Origin of the sequence: Stutzerimonas sp. VN223-3, from assembly GCF_045999685.1 — a bacterium.
In the GTDB taxonomy this organism is placed as follows: Bacteria; Pseudomonadota; Gammaproteobacteria; order Pseudomonadales; family Pseudomonadaceae; genus Stutzerimonas; species Stutzerimonas stutzeri_AR.
In genome coordinates this window covers 1496744-1520625 of the sequence record NZ_RBEC01000002.1, presented here as the reverse complement: position 1 = coordinate 1520625, position 23882 = coordinate 1496744, and the positions used below count along the sequence as shown (strand labels likewise).

Annotated in this window: 21 protein-coding genes; 14 read left to right on the top strand and 7 right to left on the bottom strand. The window is 59.6% G+C overall.

From position 1 onward, the window contains the following. Window positions 1-83: 83 nt before the first annotated feature. The 10 genes from aroQ to D7241_RS15640 all read left to right on the top strand — a co-directional run bounded on the left by aroQ (window position 84) and on the right by D7241_RS15640 (window position 12485). The gene (gene aroQ, locus D7241_RS15685; RefSeq protein ID WP_408102284.1) at window positions 84-527 is read left to right on the top strand and encodes a type II 3-dehydroquinate dehydratase; all 444 of its coding nucleotides are present in this window, start codon (window positions 84-86) and stop codon (window positions 525-527) included. A gap of 82 nt (window positions 528-609) precedes the next feature. Continuing rightward, the gene (accB, locus tag D7241_RS15680) at window positions 610-1068 is read left to right on the top strand and encodes an acetyl-CoA carboxylase biotin carboxyl carrier protein (RefSeq protein WP_255983038.1); all 459 of its coding nucleotides are present in this window, start codon (window positions 610-612) and stop codon (window positions 1066-1068) included. A gap of 17 nt (window positions 1069-1085) precedes the next feature. Further along, a complete protein-coding gene (accC, locus tag D7241_RS15675; RefSeq protein ID WP_255983040.1) occupies window positions 1086-2435 on the top strand; it encodes an acetyl-CoA carboxylase biotin carboxylase subunit in 1350 nt (449 codons plus the stop codon). 108 nt (window positions 2436-2543) lie between these two features. Then, a complete protein-coding gene (prmA, locus tag D7241_RS15670; protein ID WP_408102283.1) occupies window positions 2544-3425 on the top strand; it encodes a 50S ribosomal protein L11 methyltransferase in 882 nt (293 codons plus the stop codon). A 110-nt stretch (window positions 3426-3535) separates the two neighbouring features. Continuing rightward, a complete protein-coding gene (locus D7241_RS15665) occupies window positions 3536-4840 on the top strand; it encodes a DUF3426 domain-containing protein (RefSeq protein ID WP_408102282.1) in 1305 nt (434 codons plus the stop codon). 209 nt (window positions 4841-5049) lie between these two features. Beyond that, complete coding sequence (gene dusB / locus D7241_RS15660) at window positions 5050-6063, top strand: tRNA dihydrouridine synthase DusB (RefSeq protein WP_408102281.1); 1014 nt, start codon at window positions 5050-5052, stop codon at window positions 6061-6063. After that, window positions 6060-6380: a DNA-binding transcriptional regulator Fis gene (gene fis / locus D7241_RS15655; RefSeq protein ID WP_408102280.1), complete on the top strand. Its 321-nt coding sequence runs from the start codon at window positions 6060-6062 to the stop codon at window positions 6378-6380. The genes dusB and fis overlap by 4 nt, the downstream gene beginning before the upstream one ends. 80 nt (window positions 6381-6460) lie before the next feature. After that, on the top strand, window positions 6461-8065 hold the full coding sequence (purH, locus tag D7241_RS15650; protein ID WP_408102279.1) for a bifunctional phosphoribosylaminoimidazolecarboxamide formyltransferase/IMP cyclohydrolase: 1605 nt from the start codon (window positions 6461-6463) through the stop codon (window positions 8063-8065). A gap of 195 nt (window positions 8066-8260) precedes the next feature. Further along, window positions 8261-9550, top strand: coding sequence for a phosphoribosylamine--glycine ligase (gene purD, locus D7241_RS15645; RefSeq protein ID WP_408102278.1), 1290 nt, complete (start codon window positions 8261-8263; stop codon window positions 9548-9550). Between the two features lie 112 nt (window positions 9551-9662). Next, window positions 9663-12485: a response regulator gene (locus D7241_RS15640; protein ID WP_408102277.1), complete on the top strand. Its 2823-nt coding sequence runs from the start codon at window positions 9663-9665 to the stop codon at window positions 12483-12485. Window positions 12486-12496: 11 nt separating this feature from the next. Here D7241_RS15640 and D7241_RS15635 read toward each other — a convergent pair whose 3' ends face one another. Continuing rightward, the gene (locus D7241_RS15635; protein WP_408102276.1) at window positions 12497-13753 is read right to left on the bottom strand and encodes a cytochrome P450; all 1257 of its coding nucleotides are present in this window, start codon (window positions 13751-13753) and stop codon (window positions 12497-12499) included. A gap of 203 nt (window positions 13754-13956) precedes the next feature. On the opposite strand from D7241_RS15635, the gene D7241_RS15630 reads away from it, so the two are divergent. After that, complete coding sequence (locus D7241_RS15630) at window positions 13957-14913, top strand: YbhN family protein (protein WP_408102275.1); 957 nt, start codon at window positions 13957-13959, stop codon at window positions 14911-14913. Between the two features lie 89 nt (window positions 14914-15002). Next, entirely contained in the window at window positions 15003-15758 is a 756-nt protein-coding gene (locus D7241_RS15625; protein WP_408102274.1) for a VC0807 family protein, read from the top strand. A 12-nt stretch (window positions 15759-15770) separates the two neighbouring features. Here the strand turns inward: D7241_RS15625 and D7241_RS15620 are convergent, their stop codons facing one another. Both D7241_RS15620 and rfbD read right to left on the bottom strand, forming a co-directional pair. Beyond that, complete coding sequence (locus D7241_RS15620; protein ID WP_408102273.1) at window positions 15771-16670, bottom strand: AEC family transporter; 900 nt, start codon at window positions 16668-16670, stop codon at window positions 15771-15773. A gap of 149 nt (window positions 16671-16819) precedes the next feature. Continuing rightward, window positions 16820-17746: a dTDP-4-dehydrorhamnose reductase gene (gene rfbD / locus D7241_RS15615; RefSeq protein ID WP_408102272.1), complete on the bottom strand. Its 927-nt coding sequence runs from the start codon at window positions 17744-17746 to the stop codon at window positions 16820-16822. Window positions 17747-18139: 393 nt separating this feature from the next. Here rfbD and D7241_RS15610 point away from each other — a divergent pair, with 393 nt between their 5' ends. Together D7241_RS15610 and D7241_RS15605 are read left to right on the top strand one after the other, a co-directional pair. Further along, on the top strand, window positions 18140-18538 hold the full coding sequence (locus D7241_RS15610) for a Rho termination factor N-terminal domain-containing protein (protein ID WP_408102271.1): 399 nt from the start codon (window positions 18140-18142) through the stop codon (window positions 18536-18538). Window positions 18539-18796: 258 nt separating this feature from the next. After that, entirely contained in the window at window positions 18797-19330 is a 534-nt protein-coding gene (locus D7241_RS15605) for a bacterioferritin (protein ID WP_408102270.1), read from the top strand. Window positions 19331-19505: 175 nt separating this feature from the next. Here the strand turns inward: D7241_RS15605 and lpxC are convergent, their stop codons facing one another. From lpxC to D7241_RS15585, 4 genes are all read right to left on the bottom strand, one after another. After that, on the bottom strand, window positions 19506-20417 hold the full coding sequence (gene lpxC / locus D7241_RS15600; protein WP_255983069.1) for a UDP-3-O-acyl-N-acetylglucosamine deacetylase: 912 nt from the start codon (window positions 20415-20417) through the stop codon (window positions 19506-19508). A gap of 111 nt (window positions 20418-20528) precedes the next feature. Then, the gene (ftsZ, locus tag D7241_RS15595) at window positions 20529-21716 is read right to left on the bottom strand and encodes a cell division protein FtsZ (protein WP_255983071.1); all 1188 of its coding nucleotides are present in this window, start codon (window positions 21714-21716) and stop codon (window positions 20529-20531) included. Window positions 21717-21763: 47 nt separating this feature from the next. Further along, entirely contained in the window at window positions 21764-23011 is a 1248-nt protein-coding gene (gene ftsA / locus D7241_RS15590) for a cell division protein FtsA (RefSeq protein WP_408102269.1), read from the bottom strand. A 12-nt stretch (window positions 23012-23023) separates the two neighbouring features. Continuing rightward, window positions 23024-23881 carry a cell division protein FtsQ/DivIB gene (locus D7241_RS15585; RefSeq protein ID WP_408102268.1) on the bottom strand — a complete coding sequence of 286 codons (858 nt, stop codon included), beginning with the start codon at window positions 23879-23881 and terminating at the stop codon, window positions 23024-23026. Window position 23882 lies beyond the last annotated feature (1 nt).

Below are 23882 nucleotides of genomic sequence, written 5' to 3'. Positions count from 1 at the left end.
CCCTCGCTTCGTGCATAGTTTTTCCCCCTCACCGGATCGAGCGCTAACAGGGCGCCTTCCGGACAGAACAACAAGGAATACTCATGGCGACGTTTCTGGTCCTCCACGGCCCGAATCTGAATATGCTCGGCACCCGCGAACCCGGCGTCTATGGCGCGGTTACGCTGGAGCGGATCAATCAGGACCTTGAGCAGCGGGCCCGCGACGCCGGCCATCACCTGTTGCACCTGCAATCCAATGCGGAGTACGAACTCATCGAGCGAATCCATGCCGCCCGCAGCGAAGGCGTGGACTTCATTCTGATCAATCCTGCCGCTTTCACACACACCAGCGTCGCGCTACGTGACGCGCTGCTGGCTGTGAGCATCCCATTCATCGAAGTGCACCTGTCAAACGTGCACAAGCGTGAGCCTTTCCGTCATCAGTCCTACTTCTCGGATGTCGCGGTAGGGGTGATCTGCGGCCTTGGCGCCAGCGGCTACCGCCTGGCATTGGAGGCCGCCCTGGAACAACTCGCTGCTTCCTGACAGGACCGCGCACAGCGAACGTGCCCGGCCTCGAAGAAGCGAGCAGCAATGCCCTTTGAACTTACTTGGGAGTCACCGCTTCATGGATATTCGCAAAGTTAAAAAGCTGATCGAACTGCTGGAAGAGTCCGGTATCGACGAACTGGAAATTCACGAGGGCGAAGAGTCCGTACGCATCAGCCGCCACAGCAAGCAAGTCGCCATGCAGCAGCCCTACTACGCCCAGGCGCCGATGCCAACACCGGCCGCCGCGCCAGCTGCTGCAGCTCCCGCTGCCGATGCTGCTCCGGCACAGCCTAAGCTCAACGGCACCGTGGTCCGCTCGCCGATGGTCGGCACCTTCTACCGCGCCTCCTCCCCAACGTCTGCCAACTTTGTTGAGGTCGGTCAGAGCGTGAAGAAGGGTGACATCCTCTGCATCGTCGAAGCGATGAAGATGATGAACCACATCGAGGCCGAAACCAGCGGCACCATCGAATCCATCCTGGTGGAGAATGGTCAGCCGGTCGAATACGACCAGCCGCTGTTCACCATCGTTTGAACCGCGGAGAGCCAGCGATGTTGGAAAAAGTACTAATCGCCAACCGCGGTGAAATCGCACTGCGGATTTTGCGAGCCTGCAAGGAGCTGGGGATCAAGACTGTCGCGGTGCACTCCACCGCCGACCGCGAACTAATGCACCTGGCCTTGGCAGACGAGTCCGTCTGCATCGGCCCAGCCCTTGCAACCAATTCCTACCTTCACATCCCGGCGATCATCGCCGCAGCGGAAGTGACCGGCGCAACGGCGATTCATCCGGGCTACGGCTTCCTCGCTGAAAACGCCGACTTCGCCGAACAGGTGGAAAATTCCGGCTTCGCCTTCGTTGGACCGAAAGCCGAAACCATCCGCCTGATGGGCGACAAGGTGTCGGCCAAGGACGCAATGATCAAAGCAGGCGTGCCAGTGGTGCCCGGTTCCGACGGCCCGCTGCCGGAAGACGAGACCGAAGCCCTGCGCATCGCCCGAGAAGTCGGCTATCCAGTGATCATCAAGGCCGCTGGTGGCGGCGGTGGTCGCGGTATGCGCGTGGTTCATCAGGAAGAAGACCTGATCAAGTCGGCCAAGCTGACCCGTACCGAAGCCGGTGCTGCGTTCGGCAACCCGATGGTCTACCTGGAAAAATTCCTCGGCAATCCACGTCACGTGGAAGTCCAGGTGCTTTCCGATGGTCAGGGCAACGCGATTCACCTGGGCGACCGCGACTGCTCCTTGCAGCGTCGCCATCAGAAGGTTCTGGAAGAGGCGCCTGCCCCTTACATCGATGAAAAGGCCCGTGCCGAAGTACTCAAGCGCTGCACCGACGCCTGCGTCGAGATCGGCTACCGTGGCGCCGGAACCTTCGAGTTCCTTTACGAAGACGGTCGCTTCTACTTCATCGAGATGAACACGCGCGTGCAGGTCGAACATCCGGTGACGGAAATGGTGACTGGCGTGGATATCGTCAAAGAGATGCTCAGCATCGCTGCCGGAAACAAGCTGTCGATCAAGCAGGAAGACGTCGTCATCCGGGGGCATTCTCTGGAGTGCCGGATCAATGCCGAGGACCCGTCGAACTTCCTGCCCAGCCCAGGCAAGGTCAAGCATTTCCATGCACCGGGCGGCAACGGCGTACGCGTCGATTCGCACCTGTATAGCGGCTATTCGGTTCCGCCGAACTACGACTCGCTGATCGGCAAGCTGATCACCTACGGCGCCACGCGTGAAGAAGCCATGGTGCGCATGCGCAACGCGCTGGACGAAATCGTCGTCGACGGCATCAAGACCAACATTCCGCTGCACCGGGATCTGGTTCGTGACGAAGGCTTCTGCAAGGGCGGCGTGAATATCCATTACCTCGAAAAGAAGCTGGGTATGGATAAGCACTAAACTGCGAGCGATATGATGTGCACCCAAAGGGAGCGGCATAGCCGCTCCCTTTCTTTTTCTTGCAGCTTGAGATCTGTCGATTGAAGCTGCTCTCGAAGGGAGTTTCGCATGCCCTGGTTACAACTTCGTCTTGCCATCGCTCCAGAACAGGCGCAAACCCTAGAGGATGCACTGCTGGGCGTCGGCGCGGTATCGGTGACCTTCATGGACGCCGAGGACCAGCCCATATTCGAGCCCGATCTGGGCACCACGCCGCTGTGGTCGCACACCCACCTGCTGGCCTTGTTCGAGGGTGACGTCGAGGAAAGCAACCTCCTCGCCCATCTGCAGCTATTGATCGGAGACGAGCTACCTGAGTATCAATTGGAACGCATCGAAGATCAGGACTGGGAGCGCAGCTGGATGGATAATTTCCACCCCATGCGCTTTGGTCGCCGCTTGTGGATCGTACCCAGCTGGCACGCCGCACCCGAACCGAACGCGGTGAATCTGCTGCTCGACCCCGGCCTCGCCTTCGGTACGGGCACCCACCCTACTACTGCGCTATGCCTGGAGTGGCTGGATGGGCAACGATTGACCGGCATGCAGGTACTCGATTTCGGTTGTGGCTCAGGGATCCTTGCCATCGCCGCACTGCTGCTCGGAGCCGAGAAAGCGATCGGTACCGATATCGATATCCAGGCCATAGAAGCATCCCGCGACAATGCCGGGCGCAACGGCATCGACCCGGCCCGCTTCCCACTGTTCCTGCCTGAACAATTGCCGGATGGTCAGGCCGACGTGGTCGTTGCCAATATCCTCGCTGGTCCACTGGTGGCGCTTGCGCCGCAGATCACCGCGCGGGTCAAACCGGGCGGCCGCCTGGCCCTATCCGGCATCCTCGCCGAACAGGCCGAAGAAGTCCGCGCCGCCTACATCGAGCAATTCGATCTTGATCCCATCGCAGATAAGGATGGCTGGGTGCGCATCACCGGCATTCGACGGGTCTGAACCACGCGGCGGTTTGACACTCCGGAACGCGACAGCAACGTTGCGTTATCCGCGAGCCCGCCACTGCCGCGCATGCGCTAGACTAACCGGCATTTCCGCCGGACCAACGCATGACCAATTTCGTCACCCAGTGCCCGCATTGCCGCACCAGCTTCCGTGTCAACCGCGCCCAGCTCGCCGCCGCCCATGGCGTAGTGCGCTGCGGCGCGTGCATGGAGGTGTTCAATGCAACCCGCCATCTGCATGGGGACGATCTAGCGCAAAATGTCGTTGTCGATACAGCAGAGCCGATACCATTTGCCGTTAGCGAAACGCCACAGCCTCGCCCGCAACCACCAACGAAGCCGCAAGCGGAAGACAACACGCTGTGGATCCACGACGATCTCGACCTGGACAGCCTCGATCTGGACGAGGAACTGGCAAAGCTCGAGCGACAGGAACTTGAATTGTCGCGCGAGTTCCTCGAACTGGAGCCGCAGCCCGGAGAAAGCCTTCGACCCTACGATAACGATCAGCCGACCGCCGATGACGAGGCCTGGGCTGAGCAGCTGCTGAGTGAGGAAAGCGATCAGGCAACAGCCCCGACGCCCAGAACCGTAATGCCAGCGGAACAGCCCTTCCCTCCCGAGCCGGATCTAGATGCGACGGAACTGCATTTCGCCCCTGTTACGCGTGAACGCCCCGCACCGCCGAGCCCGCTCGCGAGTTCCCGCGGACCACTGACCGAGCATCTGGACTCGCAGAATTCACGGGAACGCGTCGAACCAGCCATAGGCAGCATCGACGAGACAGACGATGCGCTGCCGCAAACCGACCCTGCAGCCGACGCTGCACCAGACCTTCAACCCAGCCAGCCGCGCCGAGAACGGGATGACCCGCTGTTCGAGCTCGATGATGAACCTTTGCAACTCGACTGGGAGGCCCGACGTCGACCATGGGGCCGCTGGCTGGGTTGGGGCGCGTTGAACCTGATCGCCCTGCTGGCACTGGGCGGGCAGTATGTAGCGTACAACTTCGACGAACTCGCGCGGCAGGACGAATATCGCCCTTGGCTCGCGCAGCTCTGTCCTTCTCTGGGCTGCGAGCTACCGCCAAAGGTCGACATCAGCCAGATCCGGAGCAGTAATCTGGTGGTTCGCAGCCATCCCGACTTCGCTGGTGCGCTGGTAGTCGATGCGATCATCTACAACCGCGCGGCCTTCGCGCAGCCGTTCCCGCTGCTGGAAGTCCGCTTCGCCGACATCAATCAGCAGACACTGGCGAGCCGCACCTTCAAACCTGGCGAGTATCTTTCCGGAGAGCTTGCCGGGCAAAGGGAAATGCCATCGCAGATCCCCATTCACATCGCTCTGGATATTCTCGACCCAGGCGCCAAGGCGGTTAATTACAGCCTGAGCTTCCGGTCTCCCGAATAGCCCCTAGCCGGCTTTCGGCGTCGCGCAGCCTCCGAAGGCGATCACCGTCGGTCGCATCGGCGTGCCAATTCAGCCGCCGGTTATAAGCTTGAGGCTGTTCAGAATTTGTTCAAAACAACCTTTAACCCGTCATCCGGAGCGGGTATTATGCACACCCTTTTTTGCTGTCCCGATCGACCTAACAAGCAGGCTCCAAGCAGGGAATCTTCATGTCAGCGGTACGCATCGGTCCTTATACCCTTCCGAATCGATTGATCCTCGCGCCCATGGCCGGCGTGACCGATCAGCCGTTCCGTCAGTTATGCCGACGCCTCGGTGCAGGCTTGGTCGTTTCGGAAATGGTGACCAGTGACATACGCCTATGGAACAGCCGCAAATCGCGCCTGCGCCTACTGCATGAGGGTGATCCTGAACCGCGGTCCGTGCAGATCGCGGGCGGTGATCCGCAGATGCTCGCCGAAGCCGCGGTTCGCAACGTCGAGCTGGGCGCGCAGATCATCGATATCAATATGGGCTGCCCGGCGAAGAAAGTCTGTAATAAGGCCGCCGGGTCGGCGCTGATGAAAGACGAATTGCTGGTCGCCGAAATACTCGAAGCCGTTGTAGCCGCGGTGGATGTTCCAGTGACTTTGAAGATCCGCACCGGCTGGGACAGGCAAAACAAGAATGGGCTCACGGTAGCGAAGATCGCCGAACAGTCGGGAATCGCGGCGCTGGCCGTGCATGGCCGCACACGCGCCGACCTTTATACGGGCGACGCCGAGTACGACACCATTGCTGCAATCAAGCAGGCAGTATCGATACCGGTATTTGCCAATGGGGATATCGACACACCGCTGAAGGCCAGTCAGGTGCTGAAAGCAACGGGTGCCGATGCATTGTTGATCGGCCGAGCAGCCCAGGGCAGGCCTTGGATCTTTCGCGAAATCGATCATTATCTCGCGACCGGCACGTTGTTGGCTCTGCCGGATCTGGCCGAAATCGAAGCCATCCTGCTGGAACATCTGAGCGCTCTTCACACCTTCTACGGCGACGTCATGGGGGTGCGCATCGCACGCAAGCACGTCAGTTGGTATCTCGCAACACTTCCTGGCGCGCGCGAATACCGCGCCCGGTTCAACGGTTTGGAAGACAGGGACGCGCAATGCGCCAGTGTTCGAGCGTTCTTCGCCGAACGCCGAACAAGCCCTGACTCGGGGGATGGAAAAGGGGTGGCTGCATGACGCTGTTGAACGAAACATTGGTAACTGGAACAACATCCGTGAGCGACAACGTGAACCTCAAGCAGCACCTCAACACACCAAGCGAAGCAGGTCAGACCCTGCGCGGCAGTGTGGAGAAGGCGTTGCACAACTATTTTGCCCATCTTGAAGGTGCAGACGTCACGGACGTTTACAACCTGGTGCTTTCCGAAGTAGAGGCGCCGCTTCTGGAAACCGTGATGAATTATATCAAGGGTAACCAGACCAAGGCGTCCGAACTGTTGGGCCTGAATCGCGGCACTCTGCGCAAGAAACTCAAGCAGTACGATCTTCTCTGAGCCACAAGTCTCAAGTTACAAGCCTCAAGTGGAAGCGCTTTTCTCTTGCGGCTTGCAGCTAAACCTCTGATGGAACCGTTATGACCGATCATTCCCTCCGCCTTCCCGTTCGCCGCGCCCTGATCAGCGTGTCCGACAAGACCGGCGTCGTTGAATTCGCCCGCGAGCTCGTCGCCCTCGGTGTCGAGATCTTGTCCACAGGCGGCACCTTCAAGCTGCTACGTGAAAATGACATCGCCGCGATCGAAGTCGCCGACTACACCGGCTTCCCGGAAATGATGGACGGCCGGGTGAAGACGCTGCACCCGAAGATTCATGGCGGTATCCTCGGACGTCGCGATCTCGACGGCGCGGTCATGACGGAGCACGGCATCAATCCGATCGATCTGGTCGCGGTCAATCTTTATCCCTTTGCCGCCACGGTCGCCAAGCCTGGCTGCACGTTGCCGGACGCCATCGAGAACATCGATATCGGCGGACCGACCATGGTCCGTAGCGCGGCGAAGAATCACAAGGACGTCGCCATCGTCGTCAACGCCGATGATTACGCCAGTGTCATCGAGAACCTGCAGGACGGTGGCCTGACCTATGCGCAGCGTTTCGACCTGGCTCTTAAGGCTTTCGAGCACACCGCGTCCTACGACGGCATGATTGCCAACTACCTGGGCACCGTCGATCAGAGCGCTGAGAACCTGTCCACCGAAGGCCGCAGCCTGCTGCCGCGCACCTTCACCACCCAGTTCGTCAAGGCACAGGACATGCGCTACGGTGAGAACCCTCACCAGATAGCGGCGTTCTACGTCGAAACCGCCGACGAAGCCTGCGTCGCCACGGCCCGCCAGCTGCAGGGCAAGGAACTTTCCTTCAACAACGTCGCCGATACCGACGCCGCACTGGAATGCGTGAAGAGCTTCGTCAAGCCGGCCTGCGTCATCGTCAAGCACGCCAACCCTTGCGGCGTCGCCGTGGTGCCGGAAGACGAAGGCGGCATCCGCCAGGCCTACGAGCTGGCCTATGCCACTGACAGCGAGTCGGCGTTCGGCGGCATCATCGCCTTCAACCGCGAGCTGGACGGTGAAACCGCCCGCGCCATCGTCGAGCGCCAGTTCGTCGAAGTGATCATTGCGCCGAGCATTTCCGCCGAAGCCCGTGAGGCCGTCGCCGCCAAGGCCAACGTGCGCCTGCTCGAATGCGGCCAATGGCCGGCCGAACGCGCACCGGGTTGGGATTACAAACGGGTCAACGGCGGCTTGCTGGTACAAAGCCGCGACATCGGCATGATTACTGCCGAGGATCTGAAGATCGTGACCCAGCGCGCCCCGACAGAGCAGGAAATCCACGACCTGATCTTCGCCTGGAAGGTGGCCAAGTTCGTTAAATCCAACGCCATCGTCTACGCCAAGAATCGCCAGACCGTGGGCGTCGGCGCCGGCCAGATGAGCCGGGTCAATTCCGCCCGCATCGCCGCGATCAAAGCCGAACATGCTGGCCTACCGGTACCCGGCGCGGTCATGGCCTCGGATGCCTTCTTCCCCTTCCGCGACGGCATCGACAATGCCGCCAAAGCCGGCATCACCGCGGTGATCCAACCAGGCGGTTCGATGCGCGACGCCGAAGTTATCGCCGCGGCAGACGAAGCCGGCATCGCCATGGTGTTCACCGGCATGCGCCACTTCAGACACTAATAACGGTCGCATTCGGACAGGCATCTGCGGCGTTGCCCGGCTCTTCCCCAATACTCATTGCCAAACGGCAACTCCGCTGGGTGAAGAGCCGGGCGCGGTGCATCTACCGACCCGATACGACTTCGAGATTCGTAGATTGGGAAGCGAAGCGATACCCAACGATCCGGCATCGTTCGGACCCACCAGGAGATTTTCATGAACGTACTGATCATCGGCAGCGGCGGGCGCGAGCACGCACTGGCCTGGAAGGTGGCGCAGGATCCTCGGATTAAAAAAGTCTTCGTCGCCCCCGGTAATGCCGGCACCGCAACTGAAGCGAAGTGCGAGAACGTCGCCATTGATGTGCTGGCTATCGAACAGCTGGCGGATTTCGCCGAGCAGAACGTGCAGCTGACCATCGTCGGCCCGGAGGCTCCACTGGTCAAAGGTGTGGTCGACTTGTTCCGTGCACGCGGCCTGGACTGCTTCGGCCCAACTGCCGCCGCCGCACAACTGGAAGGCTCCAAGGCCTTCACCAAGGATTTCCTGGCCCGCCACAAAATTCCTACCGCCGACTACCAGAACTTCACCGAGATCGAGCCGGCGCTGGCTTATCTGCAAGAGAAAGGCGCGCCTATCGTGATCAAAGCCGACGGCCTTGCTGCCGGTAAGGGCGTTATCGTCGCCATGACTTTGGTTGAAGCCGAGGAAGCCGTGCGCGACATGCTCTCCGGCAATGCCTTCGGCGATGCCGGTGCGCGGGTGGTCATCGAAGAATTCCTCGACGGCGAAGAAGCCAGCTTCATCGTCATGGTCGATGGCGCCAACGTCCTGCCGATGGCCACCAGCCAGGATCATAAGCGTGTCGGTGATGGCGATACCGGCCCGAACACCGGCGGCATGGGCGCCTATTCGCCTGCACCGGTGGTCACCGCCGAGGTGCACCAGCGCGTCATGGACGAGGTGATCTGGCCGACCGTCAAAGGCATGGCTGCCGAAGGCAACGTCTATACGGGCTTTCTTTACGCCGGCCTGATGATCGACCGCAGCGGCGCGCCCAAGGTCATCGAGTTCAACTGCCGCTTCGGCGATCCGGAAACCCAACCGATCATGCTGCGACTGCAGTCCAGCCTGATATTGCTGATCGAGGCAGCGCTGGCTAAGGCGCTGGATAAGATCGAAGCGCAATGGGACCCGCGCCCCAGCCTCGGCGTGGTGCTAGCCGCCGGCGGCTACCCGAACGACTATGCCAAGGGCACACCGATTCGCGGGTTGGAGGCTGCAGCAACGCTGGAAGGCAAGGTTTTCCATGCTGGCACCGCCCTGAAAGGTGACGAGATTACGACATCCGGCGGCCGAGTGCTCTGCGCTACGGCAATGGGCGACACGGTTTCCGCTGCCCAGCAGAACGCCTATGCTCTGGCCGCACGTATCGAGTGGGATGGTCATTTCTATCGCCACGACATCGGCTATCGTGCAATCGCTCGCGAACAAGGCGAAAGCTGAGCACAAATATCAGGGAAACGTGCGCGACGGCCGATGCAAAGCGCCGCGCACATTACAGCGTTCGGTTGCCGCGGCTATAATCGGCCGTCACACAGATGAAGGGACTTCAATCGTGCGTCGACTCTGGGTCGCCATTGCTTTTGCCTTCGGTCTATTACTGACTGCGCTGAATGCTTCGCCTGCATTTGCCGTCACCTCAGTATCGCCCCCCTCCCCAGCGCAACCCGTTGCCGACGCTACACAAGCGACACAGCCCAATTGGCGATTGCTCATCGATCAATCCGGTCTGCTCACCCTTGATGAAATACTGGATCAACGCAGTCTGTTCCAACGTATCGACAAGCTCTCCTACTCTGCCCCGGCGAATGACAACGCCATCTGGTTGCAAGTGAGCCTACCGGCCCTCAGCCAACCGAATTGGTTACGAATATTTGCCCCGCGCGTGCAGTATGTCGATTTCTACTTGCTCCGTGATGGACAACTTGAGCGCCATGTAGAGACCGGTGAGCTAAGGCCGTTGGAGTCTCGACCCTTGCCTGCCCGCGCTTACCTGTTTGCGCTGCCCAACGACGGCGCGCCTCGCGAAGCGTATATCCGCTTACAGTCATCACACCCGATCATGGCTTGGTTTCAGACCGTCGACGAGCTTGGCCTCGTCGAGCAGGCCCGTCCCGCTTATCTCTTCGGGGCACTGTTCGGCGCTCTAGCACTGCTCACGATCTACAACCTGCTGCGCTTCGCCTACACCCTCAGTTACAGCCATGTGTGGCTCGCCTTGCTGCATGGCGCGCTGCTTAGCTGTGCCGTGGCGAACCTTGGTCTGCTGGCGGTGTGGTTGCCGAAACTCATCTACAGCCAACCGCTGATAGCTGACATGTCAGCGTTGCTGGCCTGTATTTCCTTGCTGGCCTTCACCTTCGGTTTCTTTCACCACCGCAGAAAACCCTGGGTCAGCTGGCTGCTCGCACTGCAACTAGGCATCGTCACCGCGCTGGCGGCAACGATACTGCTCACCGGCCAGCTCTGGTTCAGCTGGTTGATCTATGCCATGGTGCTGGGCGCCGCTGTCAGTGTTACGGCGGTGGCGATCCGGTATTGGCGTCAGAACTACGATCCGGCCCGGCTGCTCGTCGCCGGCATGCTGCTGTTCGATGCCGGCTTTGTCTTCGTTCTGCCAACCCTGCTTGGCCTCAACCAGCTCGATCCCGACTGGCTGACCGGCGTAGTGTTCAGCATGACGACATGCTCAGGGCTGATCCTCAGCTTTGCCCTGCTCGAGCGGCAGCGCCAGATTCAGGCTGACAACCGAACCTTGCATACCGCCGAAGCAGTCACCAGCGCCGAGCTACGGACCAAGGCAGACTTCCTGGCGAAGATCAGCCATGAAATTCGCACACCCATGAATGGCGTTTTGGGAATGAGCGAGCTCTTGCTCAGCACCTCGCTGTCAGCCAAGCAACGTGACTATGTGCAGACCATTCACAGCTCCGGCAACGAGCTGCTCAACCTGATCAACGAAATTCTCGATATTTCCAAACTGGAATCCGGGCAGGTCGAGCTTGACGATGTTCAATTCGACCTCAACGCGCTGATCGAAGATTGCCTGGGCATCTTCCGCGCCAAGGCTGAACAGCAGAAAGTCGAGCTGATCAGTTTTATCCAGCCACAGATGCCGCATGTCGTTGCAGGCGACCCGACCCGCCTGCGCCAAACATTGCTGAATCTGCTCGAGAACGCCTTCAAGCAGACCGAGGAAGGCGAGGTACTGTTGATCGCTGCCGTGGACGACAGCGAGGCGCAGCCACGATTGCGCATCACCATTCAAGACAGTGGCCGCCCGCTGGAAGCGCAGGAACGCGATGCCCTGCTCAACGCCGCGCTGGACAGCCGCGACTTTCTCGCCGCAACCCGCCATGGCGGCCGTCTCGGATTGATCATCGCGCGACAGCTGGTTCACCTGATGGATGGTGAGTTCGGCATCCGGACCGGCGGCATTACCGGCAACATCTTATGGATAAGCCTACCGTTGGGGGTCGATATCTCGGAGCAGCCCAACAGTGATCTCGATGGCCCCCTGCGAGGGGCGCGTTTGCTGATAGTGGACGACAACGACACCTGCCGCAAAGTACTCAGCCAGCAATGCAGCAGTTGGGGAGTTGACGTCAGTGCTGTGGCTTCAGGCAAGGAAGCGCTCGCCCTACTCCGCACCAAAGCGCACTTGCATGAATATTTCGATGTCGTCCTACTCGACCAGGACATGCCGGGCATGACCGGCATGCAGCTCGCCACCAAGATCAAGGAGGACTTCAGCCTCAACCATGACGTTCTGCTGATCATGCTGACCGGCATGAGCAGCGCGCCGAGCAAGGTCATCGCGCGCAACGCCGGCATCAAACGCATCCTGGCCAAACCCGTTGCCGGCTATACGCTGAAAACCACCTTGGCGGATGAACTGGCTCGCCGCAATACCCGCGCAGTCGCACAGCCTTCCATCACTCGATCCAGCACTTCATTTTCGGTGCCGGACGACTTTCGCATTCTGGTGGCCGAAGACAACAGCATTTCTACCAAAGTCATCCGTGGCATGTTGAACAAGCTCAACCTAAAGCCGGATACCGCCAGCAATGGTGAGGAAGCGCTCGCAGCAATCAAGGCACAACCCTACGACCTGGTACTGATGGATTGCGAAATGCCGGTCCTGGACGGCTTCGAGGCAACAGCGCGACTACGTGCCTGGGAAGCCTCTGAGCGCCGCCCACATACTCCAGTGGTGGCGCTTACCGCACATATTCTCAGCGAGCATCGCGAACGCGCCCGCGACGCCGGGATGGACGGGCATATGTCCAAACCTGTCGAGATGTCCCAGCTGCGCGAGCTCATCGAACATTGGGTTGAAATCAGAGCGGCCGCCACGGATCGCTCGTCGCTCCTCTGACCGCGGCCGGTTTACGAGTTCGGCTGCAGCAGCGTGACGCCAGTGATGATAAATAGGCTTTCCGGTTGCGCAGGCATTCGTGACTCGTGCATGCGCAAATCCTGCGCAGGTACCGCATAGTTCATCCGGCGCGTCAGCATGCGCAGCGCACTCATCAGCAACGCGATTGCCAAAGGCTCGCCGGGACAACGATGCCCCGTCGCTGCATCACCGCCGCCCTGGGTAATGAAGTCGAAAGCTCCACCATCCCACGCGGCAAAGCGCTCGGGGCGGAACTGCTCGGGCGCTTCCCAGAGCCGTGCGTCTCGATTGGTGCCGTACAGATCCAGCAACACCCGCGTGCCTTTTGGAAAGTGATAGCCCTTCCATTCGAAATCCTTTCGTACACGCGCGGCGGTAAACGGAAAGAATGCATGGAGCCGCCGAACTTCCTGGGCAAAGGGCTCCAGCACGGCGTCATCCCACTGCAATCGTTGGCGCCACTGTGGATGGGCCGGCAGTTCCAGCGCGGCATAGATAACAAAGCGTGCTACCGCTACGGTCGGGCGCAGCAGATTGAGCATTTCCACGGCAGCGACCTTTTCGTCCAAGGCCTGTCCGTCCGGATCGACATATCGAGCAACAACCGCCAACGCCCGAGTCTCGTCAAGAACCAGTTCCCCGGTGCGCACCTGCCTGAGCAGCTCCACCATCCAACATTCCGCCTCTTTGCGTGCTTTGCGCGCGCGCCAATGACGAGCGCCAACGCCGCCCGCACCGTCAATCATGGCTGCCAGTTGATCGCGCCGTAGCTGCAGCTCCCCAGCGGCGAGCGGCACGCCAGCCCACTCACATACCGAACGAGCAAGAATCGCCTGCACCTCAGGCAGCAGCGTGACGCGATCACAGCTTTGCCACGTCGCAATAGCGGCCTGCCAATTTGTTTCGCTCAACCGCACCAGCTCGGCAATGGCATCGCCTGTCAGCAGCGAAAGGAATAGCCGCTTGCGATGTCGGTGGGCCGCATCATCCAGACCTTGCACCCCACCCTGGCCAAACAGGGTCTTTTTCAACATGCGCGGCGCCGCGTGCTGCCGCTGAAACAGCTGGTCATCGTAAAACAGCCTCGCTGCGTCCTCTCCAGTCATGCAAATGGTGTTCTGCATCAACAGGCGGACCTGAAATATGTCGGACTCGAGCCGCTGACAGCGATTCGGAATGAACGAATAGCCCTCGCTGAGCAGCGATAGAGAACTGTCCACACCTGGATCGCGGGGAATATCTGGCATAAGCACACCTTTTCACCAATCGGCTCTTTGATGGACCTCTTGCCACTCCGTGGATGCCCCACCCCAGCGCCGCCGCGTAGAATGAACAAAACGCACAGACCGGTGCCGATAAACAGACCGGCCGAATATTCCGCGATGCGCCGATCACCGATTGTCCGAGCTTTCGCTTCGAGGCAAAAAGCCTTCGCCAAGGAGCCAACACGATGATGAAGAGGAGCGATGTCGCCTGGACCCTTGTCGGCATCACGGCGGTGTTGCTTTCCGGCTACCTGCTCTATCAGGAGATTCGCAATATCTCGTTGGCTGAGCTCACCGAGAGCCTTGAAGCCATCAGCTATCACAATTGGCTGCTGGCCGGCCTGGCTACGCTTGGCGCCTACGTCGCGCTGGCCTGGTACGATCGAATAGCCATAGCCCATCTAGGCAAAAAGATCTCCTGGTGGTTCATCACGCTTTGCTCGTTCACCACCTATGCGCTGGCCCACAACATAGGCGCGTCTGTATTTTCCGGTGCGCTCGTGCGTTACCGTGCGTATCGCAGCAAGGGGCTTACGCCGCAAGAAATCGGCGTGCTGATCGTGTTCTGCTCGCTAACGTTCGTCCTCGGCACTCTGCTAGCCGGCGGCACTGTGCTGGTCCTGCGACCAGAACTGCTGAACAGGGTCATAGACGCCGAACCATGGCTATCGATTGCAGCCGGCTCCTTCCTGCTATGCCTGGTCGGACTTTATGTGATCGGCGCATGGCGACATTTTGCGCCACTGCATGTCGGCAAATGGCGAATCGACTATCCGCGCCTGCCAATTGTTGGCAGGCAGCTCGTCGCCGCACCGCTGGAACTCGCCTGCGCCGCCGCGATCATCTATTTTGCGCTTCCTGCCATGCACAATCCCGGGTACCTGGTGATCCTCGGGGTGTTCCTTGCTTCCTTTTCGCTGGCCTTGCTATCCCATGCGCCCGGCGGACTTGGCGTGCTGGAAGTAACCTTTCTCGCCGCATTGCCAGAATTGAATACCGCTGACGTCTTGGCGGCATTGATCGTGTTCAGGGCTTTCTATCTACTGCTGCCCTTCGCCCTGGCAATCCTCATCGTAACGGTATTCGAAGCCGCGCAATGGTCGGGGAAGCGAAGAAGCAGGAGCGCTGCTTCTGATCAGTAACCTGCCGTCACGGTACACCACCATTGCCCTATGGCTAAGCATGCGCGCACGGGCGATCATTCACCTTCCTCCGAGAAGAACCAAATCACATGACCGATACCCGCACCAATCAACCGGACGCTGATCAGCCGACCGAGCACAAGCCCCGGCCCTTGATTGACCTGGCAATAAGCATCCTGATCCCTTCGCTGATTCTGATGAAGCTCAGCGGTGAAGAGCGCCTCGGCGCGGACGGTGCGCTATTGCTGGCGCTGGCATTCCCCCTCGGCTGGGGCCTGTTCGAGCTGGCGAAGTACCGCAAATATAACTGGATCGCCTTGTTGGGCCTGCTCAGCGTATTGCTAACCGGAGGGATCGGACTGCTGCAGCTGGACCCACAATGGTTGGCGATCAAGGAAGCCGCGATTCCCGGGATCATCGGCATTGCCGTACTCGCCTCCACCCGCACACGCTTTCCACTGATCCGCACGCTGCTCTACAACCCCAAGGTGCTTAACGTCGCCAAAGTCCATGAGCAACTCGAGCGCAATGGCCAGATCGATCACTTCGAAACTCGACTATTGCGCGCCACATACTTGCTCAGCGGCACCTTCTTCTTTTCGTCCTTCATGAACTACGTGCTGGCCAAGTGGATCGTTCACAGCCCGGCCGGTAGCGAGGCGTTCAATGCAGAGCTGGGTCGCATGACATTGCTCAGCTATCCGATGATTGCCATTCCCAGCATGTTGATGATGATGGCGATCTTTTATTACCTGTGGCGCACCATCCACGGCCTGACCGGGCTGCGCCTTGAGGACATCATCGCCCCTAACATGCGTGCCGATCAGCATGGCGAGCGCCCCTGAACAAGGGCGCATTCAGGCAGATATCAACATCATCCACAGCGGTAGACTGACAGCCGCTAGCACGGTCGACAGGAACACGGTCGAGCTGACTGCGCGGGTGTCCTCCTGGTTGACCACGAAGGCCAGCACATTGACGCCGCTCGGGCAGGCCGCCAGGAGCACCAGAACCCTGCGAGCCTCCTCATTCAGCCCCGGCAGTATTCCGCTGATGTACCACACCAGTAGCGGAAACAGGCCCAGCTTGATCAATGTCAGCCCCAGCGAAGTGAGACTGGGACGCAAACGGTAGCGCGAGAGACTGATACCCAGCACCATCAGCGCGCAAGGCAGCGCCGCCTGCGCCAGCCAGTCGGCTACGCGCCAGATCGGCTGTGGCAGATTGATGCCTGAAGCGTTCAGCAGAGCGCCAAGCAACAAACCGACAATGAGCGGGTTGGCGAGATTCTTCAGTAGAGCCTTGCCGCTGACCTTCTGCCCCGAGCCGAACGCGCTGTAGAAACTCTGCAGCGAAAACAGGATCAGGCTGTGGAAAACCAGGATGGCGAACACGTATACCAGGCTCGCCGACCCTAGCAAGGTAGTCACAAGAGGAATCCCGACCAGCACGTTGTTCGAGTAGGCGGCCGTAAGTCCCAGCGGAGAAGCCCGCCCGAGCAAACGGTGTGTGACCAGCCCGACCGCGACGAGGATGGCAAGTACCGGTCCGAAATACGCCAGCAATAGCATGGACGACATGCCATCGCTCAGTTGCGCTCGGGCGATACCGGTAAACAGAACAGCCGGCATGAACAACTTGAACGTGATATTCGCGAGGCCGGTAGCGGCTTCGCCGGCGAGCCAGCGCCGCCAGCCGAGCACGTAGCCAAGCATGATCACGCCAAAAATAGGCAAAATCGCCTGAAACACGACCACGCGGCATTCTCCAGCAACCGGCGCGACCTCTTGTCGCCCCGCAAAAAGGCGCAAAGAATACTCCGACTTCGGGGCGAGATCATCAATCAGCTAACTGTTCGAATCCGGGACAGCGTCGTCCGATTGTCGAACCCGGATAGGTCAGCGAATCAGGCTTGAGAGTGGTGGGCAGCTAAACTCGCCGGATAAGCATCTGTACTGCCCAGCGCATCGAGCACGGCCCCCAGACCTTCATGCCAATCATGTGCGGCAATGCCAAAGGTTGTTTCGAACTTGGAGCAATCTAGAACTGACCAGACCGGACGGCGCGCGGGTGTCGGGTATTGCGCGGTCGTGATCGACGACACCTGCGGCTGCTTGGGAAGAATGCCCTTGGCCTCTGCCTGGCGGAAAATTTCCACGGCGAAATCGAACCAGGAGCAGAACGATTGACCGCTGTAATGGTAAAGCCCCCAGGCGAGCGTACCTTCGCGAGCATAACGCTGGGATAGCTGCAGCAAAACATCGGCGATGCCGCCTGCCTGGGTGGGGCATCCGAACTGATCGGCGACCACCGATAGCGAATCGCGCTGGCGCCCCAGGCGCAGCATGGTTTTCACGAAGTTATGGCCATGCACTCCATAGACCCAGCTGGTCCGCAGAATTACATGCTGGTCTAGAACAGCCTGAATGGCCGCTTCCCCCGCCAGCTTGCTCGCGCCGTAAACGCCAGTTGGCGCGACCTCGTCCGTTTCGTTGTAAGGCGTCTGGGCTTCGCCGGAAAAGACATAATCGGTCGAAATGTGCAGCAGCGGAATAGCTGCCTCCCGGGCTGCTTCAGCGAGCCGTGCGGCACCATCGCGATTGACGGCGTAAGCCTGATCGCTATGCGTCTCGGCGTTATCGACATGGGTGTACGCCGCCGCGTTGATGATCAGCCCGGGCTTGAGCTGACGGATTAGCTGTCGAACCTGACCACTGTTGGTGATGTCCAGCTGCCTCCGGGTCATGCCAAGCGCCTCGAGACCATATGCACGGGCACGGTCTACCAACTCGTGGCCGACCTGGCCACTGGCACCGCATACAAGGATTCGCATCTGGTTATCGCCTCATCGAAAGCCCGCCGGTTAAAGCGGCAAGCATGGATTTGTAAAACAGATTCGATACACGTCCATCGAGCTAAAGCACCGAGCTAGCGCGGCGCGTGCTTTGTTCAGGCCAACATAAATGGTTTTTGTTCCCCCGAACCAAAGCCTGCTGACAATTATATTTCCAGCTATATCCGACCTTGCTCGCATAGCCATCGCTGACGTCCTGAATCATGCGAGCTAGAACGGACCGGTGCCGAACGAGGCGCGTGATGCTAACACGAGTGAAACTCCCAACTTGCCATGTGGACCAAAACAGAACAGCAAAGCTGTAGCGGACCAGTTTTGCAGTCAGGCATCTGCGGCCCGCGGTCATCCCATACCTGCACGAGGAGAGAGGTCATGCCCAGAGGCGAAAAATCCAAGTACACGGATAAACAGCAGCGTAAAGCCGAGCACATCGAAGACAGCTATGAAGATCGCGGTGTACCGGAGAAGGAAGCCGAAGCGCGCGCCTGGGCCACGGTCAACAAGCAATCCGGTGGCGGCGAGCGCAAGGGCGGTTCAGGGCAAAAGAAAAGCGAGACGGCCAAGCGAGCGGACCGCAAGGATTCGGCGCACCGAGCGGCAAAGACTCGTGACGGCGACTCGCCAAATAAAGGCTCGGCGCGCAGCAACCGCTCGGGCAGCACGTCACTCACCGACCTCACCCGAGATGAGTTGATGCAGAAAGCCCGTGAGCGTGACGTTCATGGACGCTCGAAGATGCGCAAAGACGACCTCATCAAGGCGCTCAGCTGAAGGAACACAACCATGCATGAACCCGACCCTCGAGATGACGGCACGCCAAGCCCCATTCCGGTGCCAGAGCGGAAAGAACCCGGCGAACCGGTCCCCATTGAGGAGCCGGGCAAACCTGATCGGCCAGCGGACGAAGCCCCTGGCTAAACTTTTCGTCTGTCCATCTATCACAGCTAACGGCCCAGAGAGACGCCAATAGGCGCAGTGGTCAGAGCGTGGCTGAACAATAAGCCACAGCCCAGCATTCAGGAGACCATGATGAGCTACGTACAATTGAGCGACAAACAGACCCTGCGCGAGCGCGCTCGACAGCATGTCGAAAACGGTGCGGTGACCGAAAGCTATTCGGCGGATCGCGACACCGTGATCAACTTGCTCAACGAGGCATTGGCGACCGAACTGGTCTGCTACCTGCGCTACAAGCGCCACTACTACATGGCGACAGGACTGAAATCCAGCGTTGCCGCCGATGAGTTTCTCGAGCACGCCAATGAGGAGCAGGAGCATGCCGACCGACTGGCCGAACGTATCGTACAGCTCGGTGGCGCGCCGGACTTCAACCCGGACAGCCTGAGCGAGCGGGCACACGCGCAATATGCCGAAGGCAATGGACTGCGCGATATGGTCTTCGAAAACCTCGTCGCCGAACGCATCGCCATCGATAGTTACCGAGAAATCGTCCAGTACATTGGCGACAAAGACCCCACCACAAGGCGCATCTTCGAAGATATCCTCGCGCAAGAAGAGGAACACGCCGACGACATGGCCAGCCTGCTCGACGGCATGAATTGAAGCTACTAGCTGAAGAACATTGGACCGGTCCGGACGCTCAGGTGCCAGCCGGTGGCAAAGGATAGCGGGGTCAGCGTGTGGTTCGTAGATTAGGGCGTTGATGCCGCTTCTTGGAAACTTGAAGCTAAAAAAAAAGCCACCCGAAGGTGGCCTCAAAAAGGAAAGAGAGTACTACTCAGCCGGCAGCTGCCGGGCGCATGTAGGAGATCGGTGCGGTCTGGGAATCATCGAAGGTCACCATTTCCCACGCATCCTTCTGTTCCATCAAGGTGCGCAGTAAACGGTTGTTCAATGCATGTCCGGATTTAAAGCCGCGGAATTCGCCGATCAGGCTGGTGCCCAGCAAGTACAGATCACCAATTGCATCGAGAATCTTGTGCTTCACGAATTCGTCCTCGTAACGCAGGCCGTCTTCGTTGAGCACATGGTCTTCATCGACCACGATCGCATTGTCGACACTCCCGCCCAGGGCCAGGTTGTGCGAGCGGAGGAATTCGATGTCGCGCATGAAACCGAAGGTTCGTGCACGGCTGACTTCCTTGACGAAGGAAGTGCTGGAGAAATCCACGCTGGCGGTCTGGGTGCGACCACGGAAAACCGGGTGGTCGAAATCGATCTCGAAACTCACCTTGAAGCCTTCGAATGGCAGGAATGTGGCGCGCTTGTCGCCATCCTCCACTGTGACCTCACGGATGATACGGATGAACTTCTTGGGGGCGTCCTGCTCCTGCAGGCCGGCCGATTGAATCAGGAATACGAAGGGTCCAGCGCTGCCATCCATGATCGGCACTTCCGAGGCGGAAAGCTCGACACAGGCATTGTCGATTCCAAGTCCAGCCATTGCCGAAAGCAAATGCTCCACCGTATCGACCTTGACGTCACCGCTGATCAGCGTCGTCGACATGGTGGTTTCGCCAACGTTCTCAGCCCGCGCGGCAATCTGCACGGGTGGATTGAGATCGGTGCGACAGAACACTATCCCGGTGTCCACTGGGGCCGGCTTCAGGGTGAGATACACCTTCTCTCCCGAATGCAGGCCGACGCCGGTGGCGCGAATGATGTTCTTTAAGGTGCGTTGTCTGATCATGGCTTGGTTTCGCTATTGCGCTGTTGCGAATGGTTTCCAACAAAGGTGGCGATCATAGCAGAAGCCCACTTTGCTGAATACCAATCACCCCAATAGTCCTGATACATGCAATCAATCAGCCTGACGACGCAAGAATGCAGGAATATCGAGATAGTCCAGATCCTCCTGAGGATGCATCTTTGCTGCCGTAGCGGCCGCGTGGGCCTGGTTGCGCATGACGGTCGGACGCTCCAGGTCACGGTAATTCACCGCTGCCTGATCCTGCCGTGGAGCCGGCGCGGCCTGAGGCGCGACAGCAGCGGTCTGCAGTGTATTGTCCACAACCTTGACCGGCTTCTCATTACGAGGACCGAGACCAGTGGCAACAACGGTAACGTGCAGCTCATCGAGCATGTCCGGATCAATGACGGCGCCGACCTTGACAGTCGCCTCATCGGACGCGAAGGCTTCGATGATCTCGCCGACAGCTGCATACTCGCCGAGCGAAAGATCCAGACCAGCGGTGATATTAACCAGGATCCCACGAGCGCCCTGCAGATTTACGTCCTCGAGTAGCGGGTTGCGGATGGCCGCTTCGGTGGCTTCGCGTGCGCGGTTCGGGCCAGTAGCACAACCGGTACCCATCATGGCCATGCCCATTTCGCCCATGACAGTTTTCACGTCGGCAAAGTCGACGTTCATCAGGCCGGGACGCTGCATGATGTCGGAAATGCCGCGCACCGCGCCGGTGAGCACGTCATCGGCCTTGGCGAAGGCGGCCAGCAGGCTGGCATCCTTACCGAGGATGGTCAGCAGTTTTTCGTTGGGGATGGTGATTAGCGAGTCAACGCACTCGGACAGCTGACGAATGCCTTCGTCTGCAACCTGCATACGGCGGCGACCTTCGAACGGAAACGGACGCGTCACCACGGCGACGGTCAGGATACCCATTTCCTTGGCGACCGAAGCGATGACCGGGGCGGCGCCAGTACCGGTACCACCGCCCATGCCGGTGGTAATGAATACCATGTCGGCCCCTTGCAGCACTTCAGCGATGCGCTCGCGGTCGTCCATCGCGGCCTGACGGCCGATGTCGGGATTGGTCCCGGCGCCCAGGCCCTTGGTGATGGCGGAACCCAGTTGCAATACGGTCCGCGCTTCGATTTTCTTCAACGCCTGGGCATCGGTGTTGGCGCAGATGAATTCCACGCCTTCAACGCTGTTGCGCACCATGTGATTGACGGCATTACCGCCGCCGCCGCCTACGCCAATGACCTTGATCACTGCACTCTGCGGGGTATGATCTACGAGTTCGAACATTTCCCTCTCTCCTTCCAGCTTTCTAGTTTTAGGTACAGCCGCACTGCTCAGAAATTGCCCTGGATCCAGCTTTTGAGCCGGTCCACGACAGATGTTTTGGGTTCTTCGGCGACACTGCCGAGACCGGACATGGAGATACCGTCGGTCTGCTTGCGCATGCCGTACAGCAACAGGCCCACACCCGTTGAATAGATTGGATTACGGACGACATCCGTGAGTCCGTTGATGCTGTGCGGTACGCCCAGGCGCACCGGCATGTGAAAGATTTCTTCAGCCAGCTCGATGGCTCCTTCCATCTTCGCTGTACCGCCTGTGAGGACGATCCCTGCCGGAACCAGATCCTCATAGCCGCTGCGACGCAGTTCGGCCTGAATCAGCGTAAAGAGCTCGTCATAACGAGGCTCCACGACTTCGGCCAGAGCCTGCCGTGAGAGTTCCCGCGGCGGACGGTCTCCGACGCTCGGTACCTTGATGGTTTCTCCTGGGCCAGCCAGTTTGGCCAGTGCGCAGGCGTAGCGAATCTTGATCTCTTCGGCATATTGGGTCGGGGTGCGAAGCGCCATAGCGATGTCGTTGGTGACCTGGTCACCAGCGATCGGAATGACCGCGGTATGGCGGATCGCGCCTTCGGTGAAGATGCAGATGTCAGTGGTACCACCGCCGACATCCACCAGGCAGACACCCAATTCCTTTTCGTCATCGGTCAGCACTGCATGGGCCGAAGCGAGCTGCTCGAGAATGATGTCATCGACTTCCAGGCCACAGCGACGCACGCACTTTTCGATGTTCTGTGCCGCGTTCACTGCGCAGGTGACCACATGAACCTTGGCTTCCAGACGCACGCCGGACATGCCCAGCGGCTCGCGGACGCCTTCCTGATTATCGATTACGTAATCCTGGGGCAAGGTATGCAGCACGCGCTGATCAGCCGGGATCGCCACGGCCTGGGCGGCATCTAGCACACGTTCGAGATCGGCATTGCTGACTTCGCGGTCACGAATGGCGACGATGCCGTGGGAGTTGAGGCTGCGGATGTGATTACCGGCCAGACCGACGAAGGCAGAGTGGATGCGGCAGCCGGCCATCAGCTGCGCTTCTTCGACGGCTCGCTGAATCGACTGAACGGTGGACTCGATATTGACCACCACGCCTTTCTTCAACCCACGCGACGGATGTGTGCCGATTCCGACGATCTCGAGCTCGCCGTCCGGCGTCACTTCGCCCACCAGCGCCACCACCTTAGAGGTGCCGATATCGAGACCGACGATCATCTTGCCGCTTTGCACGCTAGACATGTGTTTCATTCCTCAATTCTTCGCAACGACGGGTTCTTCCGTCGTGGTCGGACTCGGCTCGCGCCAGGCCACGGCCAGGCCGTTGGCGTAGCGGAGGTCGATCCGCGCAATTTTCTCGCTCTCCTGCGCCAGCGCTTGCTGGTAGATGGCAGTGAAGCGACGCATTTTTTCGATTATCTGGTCCCTGCCCAGCAGCAGCTCGACGCCCTGTTTGGTCGTCACGAACCAGCTGCCCCTTGCACGCAGCTCTAGGCGAGCGATGGAAAAGCCGAGCGGCCGCAACATCTGGTTGAGCACTTGGTACTGCTGCATCACCCGCTGCTGGGCCCGCTTCGGACCATACAATTGCGGCAAGTGTTCATACTGAGTCAGGTCATTCGGCGCAAAGGCCTGACCGTTGTTGTTCAGCAGCGCCTCGTCGCCCCAGCGGGCGATAGGCAGCTGTTCATCGAGGCGAACCATGACCTGGTCCGGCCAGATCCGACGTGCCTCGACATGCGCTATCCATGGCATCTGTTCAAGGTCGTGACGCAAGGCATCAAGATCAACCTTGAAAAAACTGGCCTCGACGAACGGCGCCATACGCGCCTGTACGACCTGCTGATCGACATAGGTCAGCTCGCCACGAACGCTGACCTTGGCGATTGGCCTATCGGCATAAGGCGCTAGCCGCTCGCCCAGCTCGTAAAGCCCGACCACCAGCGCCACCAACAGCACCGGCCAGAGGACACGCTTAAGCGAACTCAGGCTTGGGCGCGGCAGACGCGCCGAAAGCGGCTCACGTTGCACCAGGCGACTCGCACCGCGCTGTGCCGGCTTGCGCGAGGCGCGACCAGTGGCGGGTTGTGAGTGACGCAGCGTGGTGATCATG

Excerpts from the sequence above, each read along its gene's own strand:
- D7241_RS15625 (WP_408102274.1), top strand. The coding sequence starts at position 15,003 with ATGACCGATACCCGCACCAATCAACCGGACGCTGATCAGCCGACCGAG.
- dusB (WP_408102281.1), top strand. The coding sequence starts at position 5,050 with ATGTCAGCGGTACGCATCGGTCCTTATACCCTTCCGAATCGATTGATC.
- D7241_RS15665 (WP_408102282.1), top strand. The coding sequence starts at position 3,536 with ATGACCAATTTCGTCACCCAGTGCCCGCATTGCCGCACCAGCTTCCGT.
- prmA (WP_408102283.1), top strand. The coding sequence starts at position 2,544 with ATGCCCTGGTTACAACTTCGTCTTGCCATCGCTCCAGAACAGGCGCAA.
- purD (WP_408102278.1), top strand. The coding sequence starts at position 8,261 with ATGAACGTACTGATCATCGGCAGCGGCGGGCGCGAGCACGCACTGGCC.
- purH (WP_408102279.1), top strand. The coding sequence starts at position 6,461 with ATGACCGATCATTCCCTCCGCCTTCCCGTTCGCCGCGCCCTGATCAGC.
- ftsA (WP_408102269.1), bottom strand. The coding sequence starts at position 23,011 with ATGTCTAGCGTGCAAAGCGGCAAGATGATCGTCGGTCTCGATATCGGC.
- D7241_RS15630 (WP_408102275.1), top strand. The coding sequence starts at position 13,957 with ATGATGAAGAGGAGCGATGTCGCCTGGACCCTTGTCGGCATCACGGCG.
- lpxC (WP_255983069.1), bottom strand. The coding sequence starts at position 20,417 with ATGATCAGACAACGCACCTTAAAGAACATCATTCGCGCCACCGGCGTC.
- rfbD (WP_408102272.1), bottom strand. The coding sequence starts at position 17,746 with ATGCGAATCCTTGTATGCGGTGCCAGTGGCCAGGTCGGCCACGAGTTG.
- D7241_RS15610 (WP_408102271.1), top strand. The coding sequence starts at position 18,140 with ATGCCCAGAGGCGAAAAATCCAAGTACACGGATAAACAGCAGCGTAAA.
- fis (WP_408102280.1), top strand. The coding sequence starts at position 6,060 with ATGACGCTGTTGAACGAAACATTGGTAACTGGAACAACATCCGTGAGC.
- D7241_RS15605 (WP_408102270.1), top strand. The coding sequence starts at position 18,797 with ATGAGCTACGTACAATTGAGCGACAAACAGACCCTGCGCGAGCGCGCT.
- aroQ (WP_408102284.1), top strand. The coding sequence starts at position 84 with ATGGCGACGTTTCTGGTCCTCCACGGCCCGAATCTGAATATGCTCGGC.
- D7241_RS15635 (WP_408102276.1), bottom strand. The coding sequence starts at position 13,753 with ATGCCAGATATTCCCCGCGATCCAGGTGTGGACAGTTCTCTATCGCTG.
- accC (WP_255983040.1), top strand. The coding sequence starts at position 1,086 with ATGTTGGAAAAAGTACTAATCGCCAACCGCGGTGAAATCGCACTGCGG.
- accB (WP_255983038.1), top strand. The coding sequence starts at position 610 with ATGGATATTCGCAAAGTTAAAAAGCTGATCGAACTGCTGGAAGAGTCC.
- ftsZ (WP_255983071.1), bottom strand. The coding sequence starts at position 21,716 with ATGTTCGAACTCGTAGATCATACCCCGCAGAGTGCAGTGATCAAGGTC.
- D7241_RS15585 (WP_408102268.1), bottom strand. The coding sequence starts at position 23,881 with ATGATCACCACGCTGCGTCACTCACAACCCGCCACTGGTCGCGCCTCG.